The organism is Pilosibacter sp. NGB245, assembly GCF_057397225.1.
Genome location: NZ_CM171584.1, coordinates 2,384,734 through 2,403,467 on the forward strand (window position 1 = coordinate 2,384,734; position 18,734 = coordinate 2,403,467).

Here is an 18,734-nt window from a genome sequence, read left to right on the forward strand (position 1 = left end):
TGAAATGCGGAATACCGGCTTCTTTCCGTCCAGTAAAACAAGCCTTGTTTTATTCCGCAACTCAGAATAAATCCAGCGTTTTTCTCCCCAAAATGCTATAAATCCGTAAAAAATACGTGTTTTTCCCCGTTAAAATTTTAATTAGCTTGACATTCTGAAGTAAACTCCCTATAATTCAAAATAATCTTTAACCGTTCCACTTCAAATTGACAAAGCAGTGAATGGTTATCATGATAACAAGTTCCAGAGGAGGAAACATTATGAAAAAAAGATTTTTAAGCCTTGGCCTTGCAATGGCAATGGCAGCATCTTTAACAGCATGTGGAAGCTCTTCTTCCACAACAGAAACAACAACAGCTGCAGCAGCTGACGCGACAACAGCCGCTGCCGGAGAGAGCACAGCAGCTTCCGGTGAAGTATTCAAGATCGGTGGTATCGGCCCGGTTACAGGTGCAGCTGCCGTATACGGTCTCGCAGTTAAGAACGGCGCACAGATCGCAGTTGATGAGATCAATGCTGACGGCGGCATCAACGGCTACCAGATCGATTTCCAGTTCCAGGATGATGAGCATGACGCAGAAAAATCCGTCAACGCTTACAACACCTTAAAAGACTGGGGCATGCAGATGATCATGGGTACTGTAACATCCGCTCCGTGCGTAGCAGTCGCTGACAAGACAATGGCTGACAATATGTTCCAGATCACACCGTCTGGTTCTTCCGTTGAGTGTGCACAGAACCCGAACGTATTCCGCGTATGCTTCTCTGACCCGGATCAGGGTGCTGCATCCGCAACCTACATTGCTGAGAACAAGCTTGCTGATAAGATCGCAGTGATCTACGACAGCTCCGATGTATATTCCAGCGGTATCTACGAGAGGTTCGCTTCCGAGGCTGCAAACCATGGTCTTGATATCGTTGCTGCTGAGGCATTCACAGCTGATTCCAACAAGGACTTCTCCACACAGCTTCAGAAAGCAAAGGATGCAGGCGCTGACCTTGTATTCCTTCCGATCTACTACACAGAAGCATCCCTGATCCTCAACCAGGCAAACACTATGGGTTACGCTCCGAAATTCTTCGGATGTGACGGTATGGACGGTATCCTTCAGGTTGACAACTTCGATACAAAGCTTGCTGAGGGCTTAATGCTCTTAACACCGTTCGCAGCAGATGCTGACGACGAGCTCACACAGAAGTTCGTAACTGCTTACAAAGAGAAATACGGCGAGACACCGATCCAGTTCGCTGCTGATGCATACGATGCGATCTATGCGATCAAAGCTGCTGCTGAGGAAGCTGGCATCACACCGGAGACTTCTGTAAGCGATACATGCGACAAGATGAAAGAAGCAATGTTAAAGATCACTGTAAACGGTCTTACAGGTGAGAACATGACATGGACAGAAGACGGCGAGCCGCACAAGGCACCGAAGGCTGTCAAGGTTGTAGACGGCGCTTACCAGGCGATGTAATCAGACATGAAAGAATGACGTTACCGGACACATCATGTGAACCGTAACAATGACAGAATTAAGAGGATTGTCGCTTCGGCAATCCTCTTGTTTCTTTCAGGGTCTTATGGTATTATGAACATAAAATTTGCTGTCGGGGGCAAAAATCCGTCAGCAGGATCCCGCCCGCAACTGTCCATCCGGTCTGTACGTTCCTATTATAGACCGCAAGAACCGGCGAAAACCCGCCGGAAAAGATACCGAGGTGTAAAAGTTATGATGGGTTTTATCAACTATTTAATCAATGGAATCAGCCTTGGCAGTGTCTACGCGATCATCGCACTCGGATACACCATGGTCTACGGAATTGCCAAAATGCTGAACTTCGCCCATGGAGATATCATCATGGTCGGAAGCTATACCGTATTTATCACAACGCGCTACCTGGGAATGCCGACTTTCTTAAGCGTGCTCCTGGCCGTTGTCGTGTGCACGCTCCTCGGTATCGTCATCGAGCGCGTTGCCTACAAACCACTGCGTGACGCCTCCCCGCTGTCCGTCCTGATCACGGCGATCGGTGTCAGCTACTTATTACAGAACGTCGCTCTCCTCTTATTCGGAGCCGACACAAAGTCCTTTACATCCGTTGTGACATTCCCGGCGATCAAGCTCGCAGACGGATCCATCACGATCACCGGAGAGACGACCGTTACGATCCTCTCCTGTATCGTCATCATGATCGGACTTACCGCATTTATCAACAAAACAAAAGCAGGTCAGGCAATGCTCGCTGTCTCTGAGGACCGCGGCGCTGCAACCTTAATGGGTGTAAACGTAAACGGTACGATCGCCTTAACATTCGCGATCGGTTCTGCTCTCGCTGCGATCGCAGGCGTGCTGCTCTGCTCCGCTTACCCGTCCCTGACCCCGTACACAGGATCCATGCCTGGTATCAAGGCTTTCGTAGCCGCAGTTTTCGGCGGGATCGGTTCCATCCCGGGCGCCCTGATCGGCGGAGTCCTGCTCGGAATTATTGAGATCCTGTCAAAAGCGTATATCTCTTCCCAGCTTTCCGATGCGATCGTGTTCTCCGTACTGATCATCGTCCTTTTAGTACGTCCGACCGGTATCCTGGGCAAGAAACTGAACGAGAAAGTGTAGGTGATCGACATGAAAAGTACAGCAAAAAAGAAAACATTCGTCAACAATATGATCACCCTCGGAATGGTGGCCGCTGCCTGGCTCATCATGGAGATCCTCATGAACACCGGACATGTATCCAGCCTTTTAAAGGGACTTCTCGTCCCGTTCTGTATCTATGTGATCATGGCAGTATCCTTAAACCTTACCGTCGGAATCCTCGGTGAATTAAGCCTTGGACATGCGGGATTCATGTGCGTCGGTGCATTCGCCGGTGCCCTCTTCTCCAAATGCATGAAGGGAACCTTAAATCCGACTGTAAGCCTTGTGATCGCGATTTTTATCGGCGCTGCCGTTGCAGCTGTCTGCGGTATCCTGATCGGTATCCCGGTTTTACGTCTGCGCGGTGACTATCTCGCGATCGTTACCCTGGCATTCGGTGAGATCATCAAGAACCTCATCAACGCCATATTCCTTGGACGGGACGCAGATGGTTTCCACATTTCCTTTAAGGACTCCATGTCCCTCGGCTTAAAAGACGGCGGTGAAGTCCTCATCAAGGGACCGCAGGGAATCACCGGAACTCCGCAGGCCGCAACCTTTACGATCGGTATCATCCTGGTCCTGATCACTCTCGTGATCGTCATGAACCTTGTAAATTCCAGAACGGGCCGCGCGATCATGTCCATCCGTGACAACCGCATCGCTGCTGAGTCCATCGGAATCAACATCACGAAATATAAGCTGCTCGCATTCAGCATCTCCGCAGCTTTAGCAGGTGTTGCCGGCGTTCTCTACGCCCACAACCTGACCACACTGACTGCTCTCCCAAAGAACTTCGGCTACAACATGTCCATCATGATCCTTGTATACGTCGTTCTCGGCGGAATCGGAAGCATCCGCGGATCGGTGATCTCCACCGTCATCCTCTATCTGCTCCCGGAGCTTTTAAGAGGCTTAAACAACTACCGTATGCTGATCTACGCGATCGTCCTGATCCTTGCGATGCTCTTCAACTCTGCACCGCAGTTCATCACGCTCCGCAAACGGATTTTCGGCGGATTTGCATCACATACCACACATTCCGGAAAGGGGGAAGCTTAAAATGTCAGACATGTTAAGTGTAAAGGGACTGAGCATCTCCTTCGGCGGCTTAAAGGCTGTCAACAATTTTGCGATCAATATCGAAAAGGGCCAGCTCTACGGCCTCATCGGACCGAACGGTGCCGGCAAGACCACGATCTTCAACCTTCTGACCGGTGTTTATAAGCCGGATACGGGAACGATCCTCTTAGACGGTCAGAACCTTACCGGAAAGTCCACGACCGACATCAACAAGGCCGGAATTGCCCGTACTTTCCAGAACATCCGTCTCTTCAAGGACCTCTCCGTTCTTGACAATGTAAAGGCAGGACTTCACAATCACCACCCCTACTCCACGATCGAGGGAATTCTCCGTCTCCCGCGCTATTATAAGGTCGAAAAAGAGATGGATGAGGAAGCCATGGAGCTCTTAAAGGTGTTCGGACTCGACAATGAGTGTGATTTCAAGGCATCCAACCTTCCTTACGGTAAGCAGAGAAAGCTTGAGATCGCCCGCGCGCTCGCAACAGAGCCGAAGCTTCTTCTTCTCGATGAGCCGGCGGCCGGCATGAACCCGAACGAGACCGCGGAGCTGATGGAGACGATCCGCTTCGTCCGCGACCATTTCGGAATGACCATTCTCCTGATCGAACACGATATGAAACTCGTCAGCGGCATCTGTGAGCGCCTCACCGTGTTAAACTTCGGTCAGGTTCTCTGCACAGGTCCTACGCAGGAAGTTTTGAGCAATCCAGATGTTATCAAGGCATATCTCGGTGATGAATAGGAGGAGAAACAGATTATGGCAATGCTGGAAGTAAGAGATCTGGAAGTCTATTATGGCGTGATCCAGGCTTTAAAGGGAATCTCCTTCGATGTAAACCAGGGAGAGATCGTTGCTCTGATCGGTGCCAACGGTGCCGGTAAGACGACTACGCTGCACACGGTAACAGGACTTTTAAGTGCCCGTTCCGGACATATCATCTATGAGGGAACCGATATCACAAGAGTCCCGGGCTACAAGCTTGTCAGCATGGGCATCGCCCATGTTCCGGAGGGGCGCCGCGTGTTCTCCACGCTCTCCGTTCTCCAGAATTTAAAGCTGGGCGCTTATACGAGAAAGGACAAGGCGGAGATGGAAGCGACGTTGAACATGATCTACGAGCGTTTCCCGCGTCTGAAGGAGCGTGTGAACCAGCCAGCCGGTACTCTCTCCGGCGGTGAGCAGCAGATGCTCGCCATGGGCCGCGCTCTCATGAGCCACCCGAAGCTGATCGTTCTTGACGAGCCGTCGATGGGTCTGTCTCCGATCTATGTGAATGAGGTGTTTGACATTATCCAGAGTATCAACCGCGACGGTGTGACGGTTCTCCTGGTCGAGCAGAATGCGAAGAAGGCGCTTTCGATCGCGAATAAGGCGTATGTGCTTGAGACGGGGAAGATCGTTTTGAGTGGGGATGCGAAGGATATGATGAATAATGATCAGGTGAAGAAAGCTTATCTGAGTGAGTAAGTGGATTGATCTGTGGTTACGGCTTACGCGTTGCGTGGGCCGTAATTTTTTTGAATGATTCATAGTGGCGGAAGGCGGGACGCGTTGAGCCTGTTTTATATTTTCTTACAGTTCTATAAATTGGAAAATTTTGTGTAACTTTTTGGCGATTTTATGGTATACTCTTTACAGACAGCACTGAAACTGTGCAGAATTAAGGACAATAGCAACTTGTACAGGGGAGGAAGATATTATGAGCAAAGTCATCACTATCAGCCGTGAATTCGGCAGCGGCGGACGCGAGATCGGCGTCTGCCTCGCAAAGAAATTTGGGATTCCTGTTTACGATAAGGAACTGATCGCTATGGCGGCCGAGGACAGCAATATCTCTGAGGATCTTTTTCACGCAAACGATGAGGTGATCGCCAGACAGAAGCGGATCAACTATGATGATCTCGCAACGGTCGATCCTTTCTCCCCTGCCTATGAGATCCCGGTTTCTGATCAGCTTTTTGTGATCCAGTCGAAGATCATCCGCCAGCTTGCGAACCAGGGACCTTGTGTCATCATCGGAAGATGTTCTGACGTGATCGTTGAGGATGCTTTCCGGGTATTTATCTCCTCCGGTCTCAAAAAGCGTGTGGAGCGCATCCTGGCGCTTGAAAAGGAACCGGATGAGGATGTGAAGAAGCTGGAAAGCCGGATCCGTGCCATCGATGCGAAGCGCCGCGACTACTATCAGTACTACAGCGGCAATGAGTGGGGCAAACCGAAAAATTATGATCTCTGCTTAAACAGCGGTACTCTCGGGATCGAGCGGTGCGTGGAGATCATTGCGAATACGGTGTCATTGGAATAGGATATAGAGATTTTGATCGGCTGGAAATCCCCGGCATAGTTATGAGCACATGGCTGCGCCGGGGATTTTTCGTGATATTCCCGTCTTCTGTAATCCTGACCTTTTACGTCCTTGTATCGTACTTACAAATTTACAACTAGTCTTCTATCCCCACTGCTGTTCGGATCTTTTTTGTTCTGATCATTCTTCTGCTCTTCTTTATTTTTTAGCCTTTATTATTTCATTCTTTTGTATATTTTATCACATAAAAGCGTAAAACTTCAACTTATTGAATTTTTCTATTGACAAATGCATCTGACAGCGCTATGATAACTTCAGCAGCCGGAAAGAATCGATCCGGCGGTCAATCTTCAGAGAGGAGAACAGCAGATATGAAGAACCAGATGATGAATCTTTTTGCATCCTATTCTTTTTATTATTTTCCGGGCTATTATTACGGCGCGGACTGTTTCTGCTGCAAAAAACAAACCTCTCCGATCGAAGGTCAAAGGGCCTGAGGAAACGTAACGAAAACGTGGAGCCGGTGTTTGCGATTGCAGCAGACACCGGATTTTTTATTTTAACAGAAAAAAGGAGAAAACAATCATGATCATTATCTTAAAGAAAGACGCCAATAAACAGAAAGTAGAATCTTTAAAGACCGAACTTGTAAACCAGGGCTTCAAGCTTCATCTCTCTGAGGGAACCGAAGCTTCCCTGATCGGACTGATCGGTGATACGAGTATGATCCATGAGGACTGGCTGCGCGCCAACGATGTCGTTGAGGATGTCCGCCGGATCCGCGAGCCGTACAAAAAGGCAAACCGCTCCATGCACCCGGATGACACCGTGATCGATATCTGCGGCAGAAAGATCGGCGGCGGCAATTTCCAGGTGATCGCCGGACCGTGTTCGATCGAGACGAAAGAACAGATCACAGAGGTCGCTGAGGATGTGAAACGCTCCGGCGCTACTCTTCTCCGCGGCGGTGCTTTCAAGCCGAGAACTTCCCCGTACGCATTCCAGGGGCTTCATGAGCACGGTCTTGATCTTCTCCTCGAGGCAAAAAAAGCCACAGGTCTCCCGGTCGTCACAGAGATCATGAGTGCTGAGCATCTCCCGCTCTTCGATGACGTGGATGTCATCCAGGTCGGTGCGAGAAATATGCAGAACTTCGAGCTCTTAAAGGTTCTCGGAAAGATCGACAAGCCGATCCTCTTAAAGCGCGGACTTGCCAACACTCTGGACGAGCTCTTGATGAGTGCCGAGTACATCATGGCAGGTGGAAATGAAAAGGTCATCCTCTGTGAGCGCGGGATCCGTACTTTCGAGACTTCCTACAGAAATACGCTCGATATCTCCGCTGTCCCGATGTTAAAGAAGAAAACTCACCTTCCGGTCATCATCGACCCGAGCCACGCAGCCGGGATCCGTTTCATGGTCGAGCCGCTCGCTATGGCAGCGATCGCAGCCGGAGCTGACGGTCTCATGATCGAGGTCCACAACAATCCTGAAAAAGCCCTCTGCGACGGTGCCCAGTCCCTGACACCGGAGATGTTTGATCATCTGATGAAGAAAGTGAATAAGACGGTGGATTTCTTCCATACACTTGGGTAAGCCGATCATCTGTCTGAAATCACCGCCATGCAGAATATAAAATGCCCCCTGAATCTCGTTCACTCAGGGGGCATTCCTGGTATTTTTCTCTTGTATCCCAGCATTTTGATCTTAAATGTAAAAAATATATTTTCTCATGTTTTGAACCCAAATGGAAAATGCAAGAACACCTACAGCGGCCATACTATTCAGGCATATATAAACATATTGCCGGGTTGCGAAAAATATAAAATCAGATTTTTCTTTTTCTAAATATGCAGTATAATAAATTTGTCAATATTTTAGGCAGACCAATCCCGCAAAGATGGCTGCCCGGCAGATTTTTATTGAAATATTTCAGGGAGGTTTCCACTATGGTCAGAAAAACAGAAGTCGCATTTGTACCGAATTTAAGAGGCGGTGAAGGCACCGTCGAGATCCGTCATCTTTTAAGCAAGGACGAGCTCATGGGACATGCATCCATGTACGCACACGTGATCATCCCGCCGCACGGCAGCATCGGTTTCCACCAGCATGTAGAAAATACCGAGCCGTACTATGTGATCAAAGGAAAGGGGATCTTTGAGGACAACGACCACACAGAGACCGAGATCCACCCGGGCGATGTCTGTGTGATCGAGGTTGGTCAGAGCCATGCCATCAAAAATCCGTTTGATGAGCCGTTAGAATTTATGGCACTCGTGATCAATGAACGCGGAAAAGAGATTTAAATCTGCTTTTCCCAGTCCATCCGAAGCAAGAATACGATAAAAATGATCGAGCTTAAGCTCCATGTCAGCGGGTAAGCCGATGAGATCGTCCGGAATACCGGAATGATCCGGAGTGCGATCGTCACGTAGAGAACGCGGATCCCGCACCAGCAGATGAGCATCGTGAACATCGGGACCACTGATTTTCCGGCTCCGCGGAGGACGCCGGACGCGCAGTTGGAAAATGCCAGAAGGAAAAAGAACAGTGCAACCGTTCTTCCATGGATCGTTCCGAAGCGGATCGCTTCCGGTGCATCGACAAAGATCCTAAGAAGGATCGGGATCCAGATAAAAAGACAGATTCCCACAAACTCTGCCATCACCATGCCGAACGCAAGGCCGATGGCGGAGCCTTTTTTTGCCCGGTCTGCTCTCCCGGCTCCAAGATTCTGGCTCACAAAGGTCGTGAGCGCCATGGACATGCTCATGATCGGGAGAAACGCGATCCCCTCAAGCTTCGCAAAGGCACCCTGTCCGGAGATCGCGAATGCGCCGAATGTATTGATATTTGACTGGACGACGAGATTTCCGATGCTGATGACCGAGTTCTGGAGCCCCGTCGGAAGTCCCTGGACGATAACCTGGCGGATCATTTCTTTATGGAAGCGCAGTTCCTTCCAATGGATCGTCGCTGCCCCGCCGTCCTTTACCATGCGTGACAGGCATAAAAGAACGCTGAGTCCCTGCGCGATCACGGTCGCAACCGCGGCTCCGGCTGCGCTCCATTTGAATCCGGCGACAAAAATGAGATCCAGGATCATGTTCACCACGGAGGAAAAGATCAGGTAATAGAGTGGATGTACGCTGTCCCCGACCGCCCGCATGATGTTCATGCAGATGTTGTACATGATGACCGTGGAGACGCCGGCAAAATAGATTCCAAAGTACAGTCGCGCCTCCGTCATTACGCTGTCCGGCGTGTGAAGCCAGCCAAGCAGGATCGGGACAAACACCTGACCGATGATCGTCGCGAGAATAGAAAACACGATTCCAAGAAGGAAGTTCGTGTGGACTGCCCGCCGCAGGTTCTCCTCGTCCTGTGCTCCAAAGTATTTTGAGATCACGACTCCGCCGCCGATCGCGATCCCGCCGAAGAGCGTGATCACCGACATCGTCACATTTCCGGACAGGCTGACCGCCGCGAATGCATCATTGCTCGCATAGTTCCCGACAACCCAGGCGTCCGCCATGTTGTAGAGCTGCTGCAGAAGCTGACCGAGAAAGATCGGGATCATAAACGTAAAAAGCCCCTTCGCGATCGGTCCTTCCGTCAGATTTCCTTTCTGATCCGCATTTTTCTTTGCCGTGCTTTTTCTGAAAAAATCCATCTTTTTCCTCCCCGCAGGACCAGGGAATATCCGCCGTTCACGGACATTCGTCGTTTAAGTGACACGTTGTAACTAATATAATCGTATCATGCAAGTACCTGCTTGTCAAGTGAAGGTATTTCCTGCGCTATGCTTATAATCTTCGTGTTGAAAGGCGCCTATACACGGATTTTTCCTGTCCGTGCACGGCGCCTTTTCATTCATTATTTTCTGATCCGGGCAGGCATACTCTTCCTGTCTCAGTCCAGCTTCTTTTTCGTCAGATATGTCAGATGCACCACGCTGTCCGGAAGCTGCTCCACTGCCTTCAAGTTCATTTTCCTCCTTTCGATTTCCGATTCTTCCAAATTTCTAGCTTCCATCTCTCTGCCTAACCAACCGCTGATTGTTTTCCAGGCACCATTCATCAGATTTTCCCATCTTCCGCCGCGTACAACCGCAGCATTAATTTCCAAGTGATAACAAATCCGTCCACTCTTTCACATCTGCCTGCGCCTTCGGAACGTTGTTTCTCGAAACAGACAGTCCGTTATCCACGACATCTGCGGCCGCCATGACTATACTGATCTGTTTCACTCTGTTCAGTTTCATTTTGCTCTTTTTCGTCCTTTCATGATTCCTGCAAGCAGGAGATTCAGCCCGAATATCATAACACATGTTTGCGCAATGCGCGGACAGGAACCAGCGGCCTGCCGAACCGGTCCTTGTCTTTTCGGGTCTCACATGCTATAATCCGATTGATACTACCGATTATATATTCCGATTGTAACAACCGGTCAATGGCTTTCGGTATCTGCCAACGTAAAACGTGACAGCAACAACCGCCGTATTTTCGATGAACATGATGTAAAATGGATCAAAGACCTGGTCTGCCTGAAAAAATGCGGGATGAGCATTCAGGAAATGAAGGAATATCTTGCCCTTTGTCTTCAGGGCGAGAGCACGATCATGAAACGAAAGGAAATGCTTTCCAGAAAGCAGGAAATGCTGCGCGAATCCATCCGGGAGCTGGAGAACAGCATCGACTATATCGACTGGAAGCAGAATTTTTACGATGAGGTGCTTTCCGGGAAACGCCCGTATGTCAGCAACCTGATCTGCTTAAAAGAAGAAACAGACTGAGCCGAAAAGGAGATTTTATGCCAGCAATCATAACGATCACCGACCTTAATCTGCCGGAACTCGACCTCTTTTCCCGCTATTCCGAGTCCCAGCTTTATCATATCAACGAACCGGCCCCCGGGATCTTCATTGCGGAAAGCCCGAATGTGATCCGCCGCGCCCTGAATGCCGGATACGAACCTGTCTCCGTCCTGATCGAGGACCGGCAGACGGATCCATGGATCCCGGAACTTTTTTCCGATTACCCGGACCTTCCCGTTTATACCGCAGCTGCCTCTCTTCTCACAAATCTCACCGGCTTCGCACTGACACGCGGACTTCTCTGCGCCATGAAGCGGAAGCCGATGCCTTCTGTGGAGGAGATCTGTAAAGGAAAACGCCGGATCGCCGTGCTCGAAAATGTTGTAAATCCAACAAATATCGGCGCCATCTTCCGCTCAGCCGCAGCGCTCGGCATGGATGCCGTCCTACTCTCCTCCGGCTGCAGCGACCCGTTTTACCGGAGAGCCGCCAGAGTCAGCATGGGAACCGTTTTCCAGATCCCGTGGACTTATTTTCCGAAAGAGGCCGATCTCTCCGCAGGCGGACTTACACACCTCAAAGCCATGGGATACAAGACTGCCGCCATGGCATTAAAGGAAGATTCCGTCTCCATCGATGATCCCGGACTTCTCTCAGAAGAAAAGCTCGCCGTGATCCTCGGAACCGAGGGCGACGGTCTCGCCTCCGCCACGATCGATGGCTGTGACTACACGGTCATGATCCCGATGGCGCATGGCGTTGACTCCTTAAATGTCGCAGCGGCGAGTGCGGTGGCGTTCTGGGAGCTCTCGAGACATTGACGAGACCGGAACCCTGACATCTTCTCGCGTCGGATGCGTTTGTCCTTGATAACCGATTGCTTCGTGCAGGCACGCATCGCCACCTCATGAACACTCGGCAAATTCCGCCATGTGAAAAATCTGTGTATTTCACAGTTTTAACAAACTTAATTCGTATACTTCTTTGTATACTTCATTTTAGAAAGGATCTGATTCTCATGAAAAAACAGGCACTCTTCTGCATGCTTCTTGCAGGGACCCTTATGGTCGGCGGATGCGGACAGAAAGCCGCTGATCCCGCCGCTGATACTACCGCACAGGTGACAGAAGCTTCCGATTCCGCTCCGGCTGATAAACCGGATGGAGCTCCGGGAGAAAATTCTGACAGGCCAGGAAATCCGCCGGATGGTACTCCGGGAAATATGGACGGAAAACAGGCTCCTCCAGACGGAGAAGGCGGTCCTGGCGGCCCGGGCGGACAGAATTCCGCACCGGAATCCTACGATGCTGTCTCCAGCTTTTCTGAAGATAAAGAGGAAAGCGACCAGACCTACGCTTCCACCGGAAAGGATGAAAGTGCAGTTCTTGTGACCAGCGGTGCGTCTGTCACTTTAAATAACTTCACGATCGACCGCACCTCCACCGACAGCACCGGCGGCGACAACTCCAGCTTCTACGGCACCGGCGCCGCTGCCCTTGCCACAGACGGAGCCCTGACACTCACCGGCGGCACGATCACCACCGACGCGAAAGGCGGTGCAGGCGTCTTCAGCTACGGCAACGGCAATGTCTCCGTATCCGACACCACGATCACCACAAAGCAGGACACCTCCGGAGGGATCCACGTCGCCGGCGGCGGAACTCTCACCGCTTCCAACCTTACTGTTGAGACAAACGGCGAATCTTCCGCAGCGATCCGGAGCGACCGCGGCGGCGGGACCATGACCATAAACGGTGGAACCTACACGTCAAAAGGAACCGGTTCCCCGGCTGTCTACTGTACTGCGGACATTACCGTCAGCGATGCAGCGCTCTCCGCGGAAAATTCCGAGGCGGTCTGCATCGAAGGTTTAAACTCCCTGTCCCTCAAAAACTGCACGCTCTCCGGAAACATCCCGGAAAATGAGCAGAATGACTGCGACTGGACCGTGATCCTCTACCAGAGCATGTCCGGCGATTCCGAGGTCGGCGAGAGTAACTTTTCGATGGAGGGCGGCAACCTGACTTCCTTAAACGGCGGTCTGTTCTACACGACAAACACTGAGAGTTCCTTCTATCTGAAACATGTGGACATCACCTACTCTCCATCCAATGACTTTTTCTTAAAGTGTACCGGCAATGCCAACAAGCGCGGCTGGGGCGAGAGTGGAAAGAACGGCGCTGACTGCACCTTCACCGCAGATGAGCAGGAAATGAGCGGTGCGATCCTCTGGGACAGCATCAGCAATCTGAAGCTGAACCTCACGAACGGAACGATCCTGACCGGCTCGATTCTTCAGGACGAGACAAATGCCGGCGACGGCGGAAACGGGACCTGTGACGTAACGATCGATGCCCTCTCCGCATGGACCGTGACCGGAAACAGCACAGTCTCCTCCCTGATCTGCAAAGGTTCCATCACGGGTGCTGACGGAAAGAGCGTTTCGATTATCGGAACCGACGGCACCGTGTTTGTCCAGGGCGAAGGCGAGTATATGATCACAACGGGAAGCTATGAACATTAGATAGTAACTGTTCAGTAGTTCTGCGCTGACCATAATAAAACAAGGATTCACAGAAAGGAATTTTTATGAACTGGATCGGACTGATCGCTGCGATCGGAACGTTTCTTCTGATCGGCAGTTTTCATGTGATCGTCATCAAGACAGAATATTACTTTGGAAAACAGGTCTGGCCTGTGTTCGCGGGGATCGGGATTTTTTCCCTGCTCGCCTCTCTCCTGATCTCAAATATGATCATCAGCGTGCTGATCGCTGTTTTCGGGATCACCTGCATCTGGAGCATCAAGGAATTATTTGAGCAGGAAGAGCGGGTAAAGAAAGGATGGTTTCCGGAAAATCCGAAGAAAAAGCAGAAATAAGAAAAATCAGAACAAAACGTCGCTGTTACATAAAAAGTCATGTTCCCACCCATTTTTCAGATGGGGAACATGACTTTTTTCACACTTATCGTAACTGTTCAGTACCTTCACAGTCACGAGCAAAAATCCATGAAAAATTGCCTGAGGCAATGGGATTTTTGCCTACCCGCCTATGTTTTCTTACGGTCAGCGCAGTAAATGCGCAGACCTACTGAACATTTACCACTTATCTTCTAATGCAGCATTCTCCAACATAAAGAGTTCCGGTTTTTCTGGAATTTTCTGGTTTTTTCGTTGTAAATACAACGGTTTTTCATTTCCGGTTATACTATACTGAACATGCAGGAAGGAAAAACTGAAACCATCTTCCACGCGGAACATCTCCGCACGATTCTGAGCTAACAGGAGGGATCCTTTATGAAACAGACCATCAACCCAAGAAAAGCAGCCGTCATCGGATGCGGCTTCGTCGGATCTGCCACCGCATTCACCCTGATGCAGAGCCGCCTCTTTTCCGAACTCGTCCTTTTGGACGTCAACCACGACAAAGCCGATGGGGAGGCGAAGGACATCGCCCACGGAATCCCGTTTGCCGGTCAGATGAAGATCTATGCCGGAACTTACGATGACATCGCCGATTCCGCGATCATCATCGTCACCGCCGGAGCGAACCAGAAACCGAATGAGACGCGCCTGGACCTGGTCCACAAAAATGTCGCAATCTACAAAACGATCATCCCCGAGATCGCAAAGCGCGGCTTTGAGGGAATCCTCCTCATCGTGTCCAATCCGGTCGACATCCTGACCTACGCGGCGTTAAAGCTCTCCGGCTTCCCGGAAAACCGCGTCATCGGTTCCGGAACCGTACTCGACACGGCGCGGTTAAAATATGCGCTCGGGGAACATCTCGGTGTCGACAGCCGCAGCGTCCATTCCTTCATCATCGGAGAGCACGGAGACAGCGAGATCGCCGCATGGAGCAGCACCAACGTCTCCGGGATCCCGTTAAACACCTTCTGCGAGATGCGCGGCCATTTCGACCATGACCACGCTATGGACCGGATCGCGGAGGACGTAAAAAACAGCGCTTATGACATCATCTCCAAAAAACAGGCAACCTATTACGGGATCGCCATGAGCGTCAAACGGATCTGCGAATGCATCATCCGCAACGAGCGGTCCATTCTCCCGGTTTCCTCCATGATGCACGGGGAGTACGGGATCGACGGCATCTCCCTCAGCATGCCGGCCATCGTGGGATTAACCGGCATCGAGACGCATGTTCCAATCGCGTTAAATGCAGAGGAAGCCGAAAAGCTCCGGGCGTCTGCGGAGACATTGAAGAAGATTGCAGCGATGTTGGAATTGTAAACTCCATCGGCAATGAAATTACCGGTCTTCCATTTACAGCAGCTCCTCATAATCCTCCGGCAGGAACCGGTGGTAGATCAGATGGCATCCCTCATCCTTAAAACAGTAATAATACCGATCCGGGATGCCATCCGCAAAGTGGAACGCCCAGTCGAAATCGCCGTCCTCAATTTCTTCAAACACGGCATATTCCGACCATTTGAGGAAAAGCTCCCGGATCTCATCAAGGCTGCATCCATGTCTCCCGACAAGTTCTACAAGGTCCTGGATAAACTCCCGTCCTTTCATCTGTTCATGGACGAACACACTGCCCTCTTCCGGGATCTTAATACAGAACCGGTCCCCTTTTGCGGTCACCTGAACAGCTCCAAGCGTATCCTTCGTGTGGACTCCAAGCTCCTGAAGCCGCTCTTCCATCCGTTCCGGGGTATCATCTGTCCCGAAAAAGTGATTCAGCGTCGAGACCGGATAGTACAGCCGGATCACCTCCGGGCGAAACCCGAGCTTCGCCTGCTGCTCCTTCACCATATCGATCAGATTTTCTTCCAGTTCATGAAATCCCATGTTATTCTCCTTTATGCCTCTTTCTTCTCAAATTCCGCCGCAACATCACACAGCAGATCGCGGATCTTCAGCTGCTGCGGACAAATCTGCTCACATTTTCCGCATTTGATGCAGTCGGATGCCTTTCCATGCCCATTCGTGTGGATTTCATAGTAATGGTCAGAATTCCAGTTCTGATACATCTTTTTCGCATTCATGCAGACGAAAAGATCCGGGATCAAGATCTTTTTCGGACAGCCGTCCACACAGTAGCGGCATTCTGTACACGAAATCAGCTTTTTGCCCTGGATGATCTCACATACCTTCTCTACCGCCTGTGTCTCTTTCTCGTCAAGCGGCCTGAAGTCTTTCATAAAGTCCAGATTTTCCTTCATCTGGTCGATCGTGCTCATTCCGGAGAGGACCATCATGATCCCCGGGAATCCCGCCGCATAGCGGATCGCATATGTCGCCGGACTTCCGCCATGGAGCTCGTCAAATACTGCTTTTGCATTATCCGGAAGATTTGCGAGACTGCCGCCGCGGACCGGTTCCATGACGATCACCGGTTTTCCATGCTTTCTGCAGACTTCATAGCATTTTCCGGACTGAACCGCCGGGTCATCATAGTCGATATAGTTGAACTGGAGCTGTACCACCTCTACCTGCGGATACTCGGTGAGGATCTGGTCAAGAACCTCCGCACAGTCATGGAACGAGATTCCAAGATGGCGGATCTTTCCCTCTTCCTTGAATTTCAGTGCCGTCTCATACGCATGACATTTCTTGAACTTTTCAAACTTTTCAACATTCTGGGCATGCATCAGATAAAAGTCAAAATACTCCACTCCGCAGCGTTCCAGCTGGGACTCAAAAAGCGGGCGGATATCCTCTTCTTTTTCGAAGAAATTTCCTGTCAGCTTATCCGTGAGAATATAGCTTTCTCTCGGGTGACGGCTCGTCAGGCAGTTTTTGATCGCAAGCTCGCTCTTTCCGCCGATATAGCCGCGCGCCGTGTCAAAGTAATTGAATCCCTGTTCCAGGAAATAATCGACCATCTGACAGACCTGTTTCTCGTCCACCTCTTCCCCGATCATCGGGAAACGCATACAGCCAAATCCAAAATTTTTCTTGATCTTATCCATCCGCTTCTCCTTTTCCCACGCGATTCACCGGACGGGATCTAAAATCATCTTCCGTTACAGTACACGGGCACTCCATGCCCGCGCACTGTAACAGGATTTTGCGTCCCAGTCTCACGGTTTTCACCTGTTTCGTAAGTGACATGTTGTAACTAATTTTGATGTTAGCATACCCCACATGCCTTGTCAAGTGCCTGGAAATCAATTATAATGATGGTGTATTTATTGAATAAAGCATGGAATTGACAGGAGGTGAACCCCATGACAGACTTTGTACGCGCAAGAAGTGAAGAACAGAAACAGGCCCGGATGGCAGAGATCAAGGCTGCTGCCGACTCTCTTTTTAATTCCGTCACCTACCAGGAGATCACCCTGTCCACGATCGCAGGAAAGCTGTCATGGACACGCGCAAACCTCTACAAATACGTGACGACAAAGGAAGAGATCTATCTGGAAATCTGTTCCGATAAGATGCACTCCTATTTCGATGATCTTTTCGCCGCTTTCCCGGAAGGGAAAACATGGACTCCGGACGAGTGGGCTGGCCGCTGGGCCGATGTCTTAAACGACCACCGCGACTATTTCCGCTACAGCGATATCCTCTGCACGATCATCGAGGTCCATGTCTCTGCCTGCCGGCTTGCCTGCTTTAAAAAAAGTTATTTTACCGGCAAAGATGCTTTCGTCAGACTTATGGCAGACCACTTCAGTTTCTCTGACCATGACGCCAGCGAAATTTTTCTCGCCGTCCTGTACCATGCGTCCGGTCTCTGTGGGAGCACTCACTCGAATCCGGTCATGAAGGAAGCATTAAAAATAGCCGGAATCCCGCATAAAGAACGGGATTTCCGGCTCAGTATGTACGAATTTATCCGAATGAACCTCTGGTATTACCTTGAAAGTCCCACAGGATCTCCTACTGCAGGAAATAACACCAGATCGGAAGTGTGATCAATGAGACGACCGTGGAAAAGACAACGATCTTCGTTGCCAGGCGGTCGTCTTTTCCATATTTGACCGCAAGGACTACACTCGTGCTCGCCGCCGGCATCGCGGAGAGGATCACGCAGACCGCTGTGATCAGCGAGTCGATCCGGAACAACCGGCATCCTGCAAGGACGATGACCGGGATCAGGAACAGGCGGATAAATGTATAATAGTAAACTTCTTTTGAGAACACCTCTTTAAACGGCACCTCCGCCAGTGTGCATCCGATGAGCAGCATCGCGCAGAACGTATTAGCTCCGGCGATCGTCCGGACTGTCTGGTTTACAAATCCCGGAAGCTGAAACTGCGAGATGAGAAGCACCATTCCGGTAAAGATCGCGATGATGCACGGATGGGTCAGCACCTTTTTCACAAGTTCTTTTTTCGTCGGCGCCTCCGTAAAGTAAGTGAGTCCTACCGACCACATGAAGATCCTCGTCGGGATCGTATAGACTGCGGCGTACATGATCCCAAGGTCTCCGAAGATTCCTTCCGCAATCGCATTTCCGAGGATCCCGGCATTCGAGACGATCGTCGCGTACTGAAGAACCTTCCGGCTCTCTTCATTCCATCCCGGATAGAGGACGCGGCTGAGCCCGTTCGAGATGATCTGGATCAGAAATGAGATCACGATCACTTCCAGGGTCAGTTTTAAGATATCCATGCTGAATTCCATCTGGAACGATTTGATGATACTCGCAGGAAGTGTCACGTTCATGACAAGATTGCTCAAAAGCGCCTTTCCACTCTTATCGATCATCCCTTTTTTCCTCAGATACCATCCGAGCGCCAGAACGCAGAACATCATGCCCTGCATATTAAATAAACTTGTAAAATCCATTTTGTTCCCCTTACCTGTGGCTGTCCTATATGTTATGGATAACCGCCGTTTTATGCATTACAGTTATTGTAACTCTGGCATTTGGGAGTTGTCAATTGGCATGTCCGGCGCAGTTGCAAAATATGC

At 50.4% G+C, this 18,734-nt stretch carries 19 protein-coding genes; 14 read left to right on the forward strand and 5 right to left on the reverse strand.

Annotated features, from left to right (window positions below):
* Positions 1 to 260 precede the first annotated feature (260 nt).
* From ACXMYH_RS10790 to ACXMYH_RS10825, 8 genes are all read left to right on the forward strand, one after another.
* Complete coding sequence (locus ACXMYH_RS10790) at positions 261 to 1,475, forward strand: ABC transporter substrate-binding protein (protein ID WP_329751739.1); 1,215 nt, start codon at positions 261 to 263, stop codon at positions 1,473 to 1,475.
* Positions 1,476 to 1,733: 258 nt separating this feature from the next.
* Complete coding sequence (locus ACXMYH_RS10795; RefSeq protein ID WP_486555858.1) at positions 1,734 to 2,615, forward strand: branched-chain amino acid ABC transporter permease; 882 nt, start codon at positions 1,734 to 1,736, stop codon at positions 2,613 to 2,615.
* A gap of 9 nt (positions 2,616 to 2,624) precedes the next feature.
* Positions 2,625 to 3,698 (forward strand): branched-chain amino acid ABC transporter permease, encoded by a 1,074-nt coding sequence (locus tag ACXMYH_RS10800; protein WP_118297138.1) that lies wholly within the window; start codon positions 2,625 to 2,627, stop codon positions 3,696 to 3,698.
* 1 nt (position 3,699) lies between these two features.
* A complete protein-coding gene (locus ACXMYH_RS10805) occupies positions 3,700 to 4,464 on the forward strand; it encodes an ABC transporter ATP-binding protein (RefSeq protein ID WP_182426862.1) in 765 nt (254 codons plus the stop codon).
* Between the two features lie 15 nt (positions 4,465 to 4,479).
* Complete coding sequence (locus ACXMYH_RS10810) at positions 4,480 to 5,190, forward strand: ABC transporter ATP-binding protein (protein WP_118514659.1); 711 nt, start codon at positions 4,480 to 4,482, stop codon at positions 5,188 to 5,190.
* Positions 5,191 to 5,422: 232 nt separating this feature from the next.
* On the forward strand, positions 5,423 to 6,028 hold the full coding sequence (locus ACXMYH_RS10815; protein WP_329751737.1) for a cytidylate kinase-like family protein: 606 nt from the start codon (positions 5,423 to 5,425) through the stop codon (positions 6,026 to 6,028).
* Between the two features lie 585 nt (positions 6,029 to 6,613).
* The gene (gene aroF, locus ACXMYH_RS10820) at positions 6,614 to 7,624 is read left to right on the forward strand and encodes a 3-deoxy-7-phosphoheptulonate synthase (RefSeq protein ID WP_329751736.1); all 1,011 of its coding nucleotides are present in this window, start codon (positions 6,614 to 6,616) and stop codon (positions 7,622 to 7,624) included.
* A 353-nt stretch (positions 7,625 to 7,977) separates the two neighbouring features.
* A complete protein-coding gene (locus ACXMYH_RS10825; protein ID WP_118297029.1) occupies positions 7,978 to 8,334 on the forward strand; it encodes a cupin domain-containing protein in 357 nt (118 codons plus the stop codon).
* On the opposite strand, the gene ACXMYH_RS10830 is transcribed toward ACXMYH_RS10825, so the two are convergent.
* Entirely contained in the window at positions 8,331 to 9,701 is a 1,371-nt protein-coding gene (locus ACXMYH_RS10830) for an MATE family efflux transporter (RefSeq protein WP_486554875.1), read from the reverse strand. The two genes, ACXMYH_RS10825 and ACXMYH_RS10830, sit on opposite strands and share 4 nt — an antisense overlap.
* Before the next feature lie 444 nt (positions 9,702 to 10,145).
* Positions 10,146 to 10,292, reverse strand: coding sequence for a hypothetical protein (locus ACXMYH_RS10835; protein WP_215703649.1), 147 nt, complete (start codon positions 10,290 to 10,292; stop codon positions 10,146 to 10,148).
* Between the two features lie 297 nt (positions 10,293 to 10,589).
* On the opposite strand from ACXMYH_RS10835, the gene ACXMYH_RS10840 reads away from it, so the two are divergent.
* The 5 genes from ACXMYH_RS10840 (at position 10,590) to ACXMYH_RS10860 (ending at position 15,095) form a co-directional block, all read left to right on the forward strand.
* Positions 10,590 to 10,823: a MerR family transcriptional regulator gene (locus ACXMYH_RS10840; RefSeq protein WP_486554876.1), complete on the forward strand. Its 234-nt coding sequence runs from the start codon at positions 10,590 to 10,592 to the stop codon at positions 10,821 to 10,823.
* A gap of 17 nt (positions 10,824 to 10,840) precedes the next feature.
* Complete coding sequence (locus tag ACXMYH_RS10845) at positions 10,841 to 11,665, forward strand: TrmH family RNA methyltransferase (protein ID WP_215703648.1); 825 nt, start codon at positions 10,841 to 10,843, stop codon at positions 11,663 to 11,665.
* Positions 11,666 to 11,862: 197 nt separating this feature from the next.
* Positions 11,863 to 13,368, forward strand: coding sequence for a hypothetical protein (locus ACXMYH_RS10850; RefSeq protein ID WP_486554877.1), 1,506 nt, complete (start codon positions 11,863 to 11,865; stop codon positions 13,366 to 13,368).
* A 65-nt stretch (positions 13,369 to 13,433) separates the two neighbouring features.
* The gene (locus ACXMYH_RS10855; RefSeq protein WP_486554878.1) at positions 13,434 to 13,724 is read left to right on the forward strand and encodes a DUF4491 family protein; all 291 of its coding nucleotides are present in this window, start codon (positions 13,434 to 13,436) and stop codon (positions 13,722 to 13,724) included.
* 417 nt (positions 13,725 to 14,141) lie between these two features.
* Positions 14,142 to 15,095, forward strand: coding sequence for an L-lactate dehydrogenase (locus ACXMYH_RS10860; protein WP_215703646.1), 954 nt, complete (start codon positions 14,142 to 14,144; stop codon positions 15,093 to 15,095).
* 33 nt (positions 15,096 to 15,128) lie between these two features.
* Here the strand turns inward: ACXMYH_RS10860 and ACXMYH_RS10865 are convergent, their stop codons facing one another.
* Together ACXMYH_RS10865 and ACXMYH_RS10870 are read right to left on the reverse strand one after the other, a co-directional pair.
* Positions 15,129 to 15,659 (reverse strand): DUF3877 family protein, encoded by a 531-nt coding sequence (locus tag ACXMYH_RS10865; RefSeq protein ID WP_329751732.1) that lies wholly within the window; start codon positions 15,657 to 15,659, stop codon positions 15,129 to 15,131.
* An 11-nt stretch (positions 15,660 to 15,670) separates the two neighbouring features.
* Entirely contained in the window at positions 15,671 to 16,783 is a 1,113-nt protein-coding gene (locus ACXMYH_RS10870; RefSeq protein WP_486554879.1) for an aldo/keto reductase, read from the reverse strand.
* Positions 16,784 to 17,041: 258 nt separating this feature from the next.
* Here ACXMYH_RS10870 and ACXMYH_RS10875 point away from each other — a divergent pair, with 258 nt between their 5' ends.
* Positions 17,042 to 17,731: a TetR/AcrR family transcriptional regulator gene (locus ACXMYH_RS10875; RefSeq protein ID WP_486554880.1), complete on the forward strand. Its 690-nt coding sequence runs from the start codon at positions 17,042 to 17,044 to the stop codon at positions 17,729 to 17,731.
* Here the strand turns inward: ACXMYH_RS10875 and ACXMYH_RS10880 are convergent.
* Complete coding sequence (locus ACXMYH_RS10880; RefSeq protein WP_118297038.1) at positions 17,697 to 18,608, reverse strand: AEC family transporter; 912 nt, start codon at positions 18,606 to 18,608, stop codon at positions 17,697 to 17,699. The two genes, ACXMYH_RS10875 and ACXMYH_RS10880, sit on opposite strands and share 35 nt — an antisense overlap.
* Positions 18,609 to 18,734 lie beyond the last annotated feature (126 nt).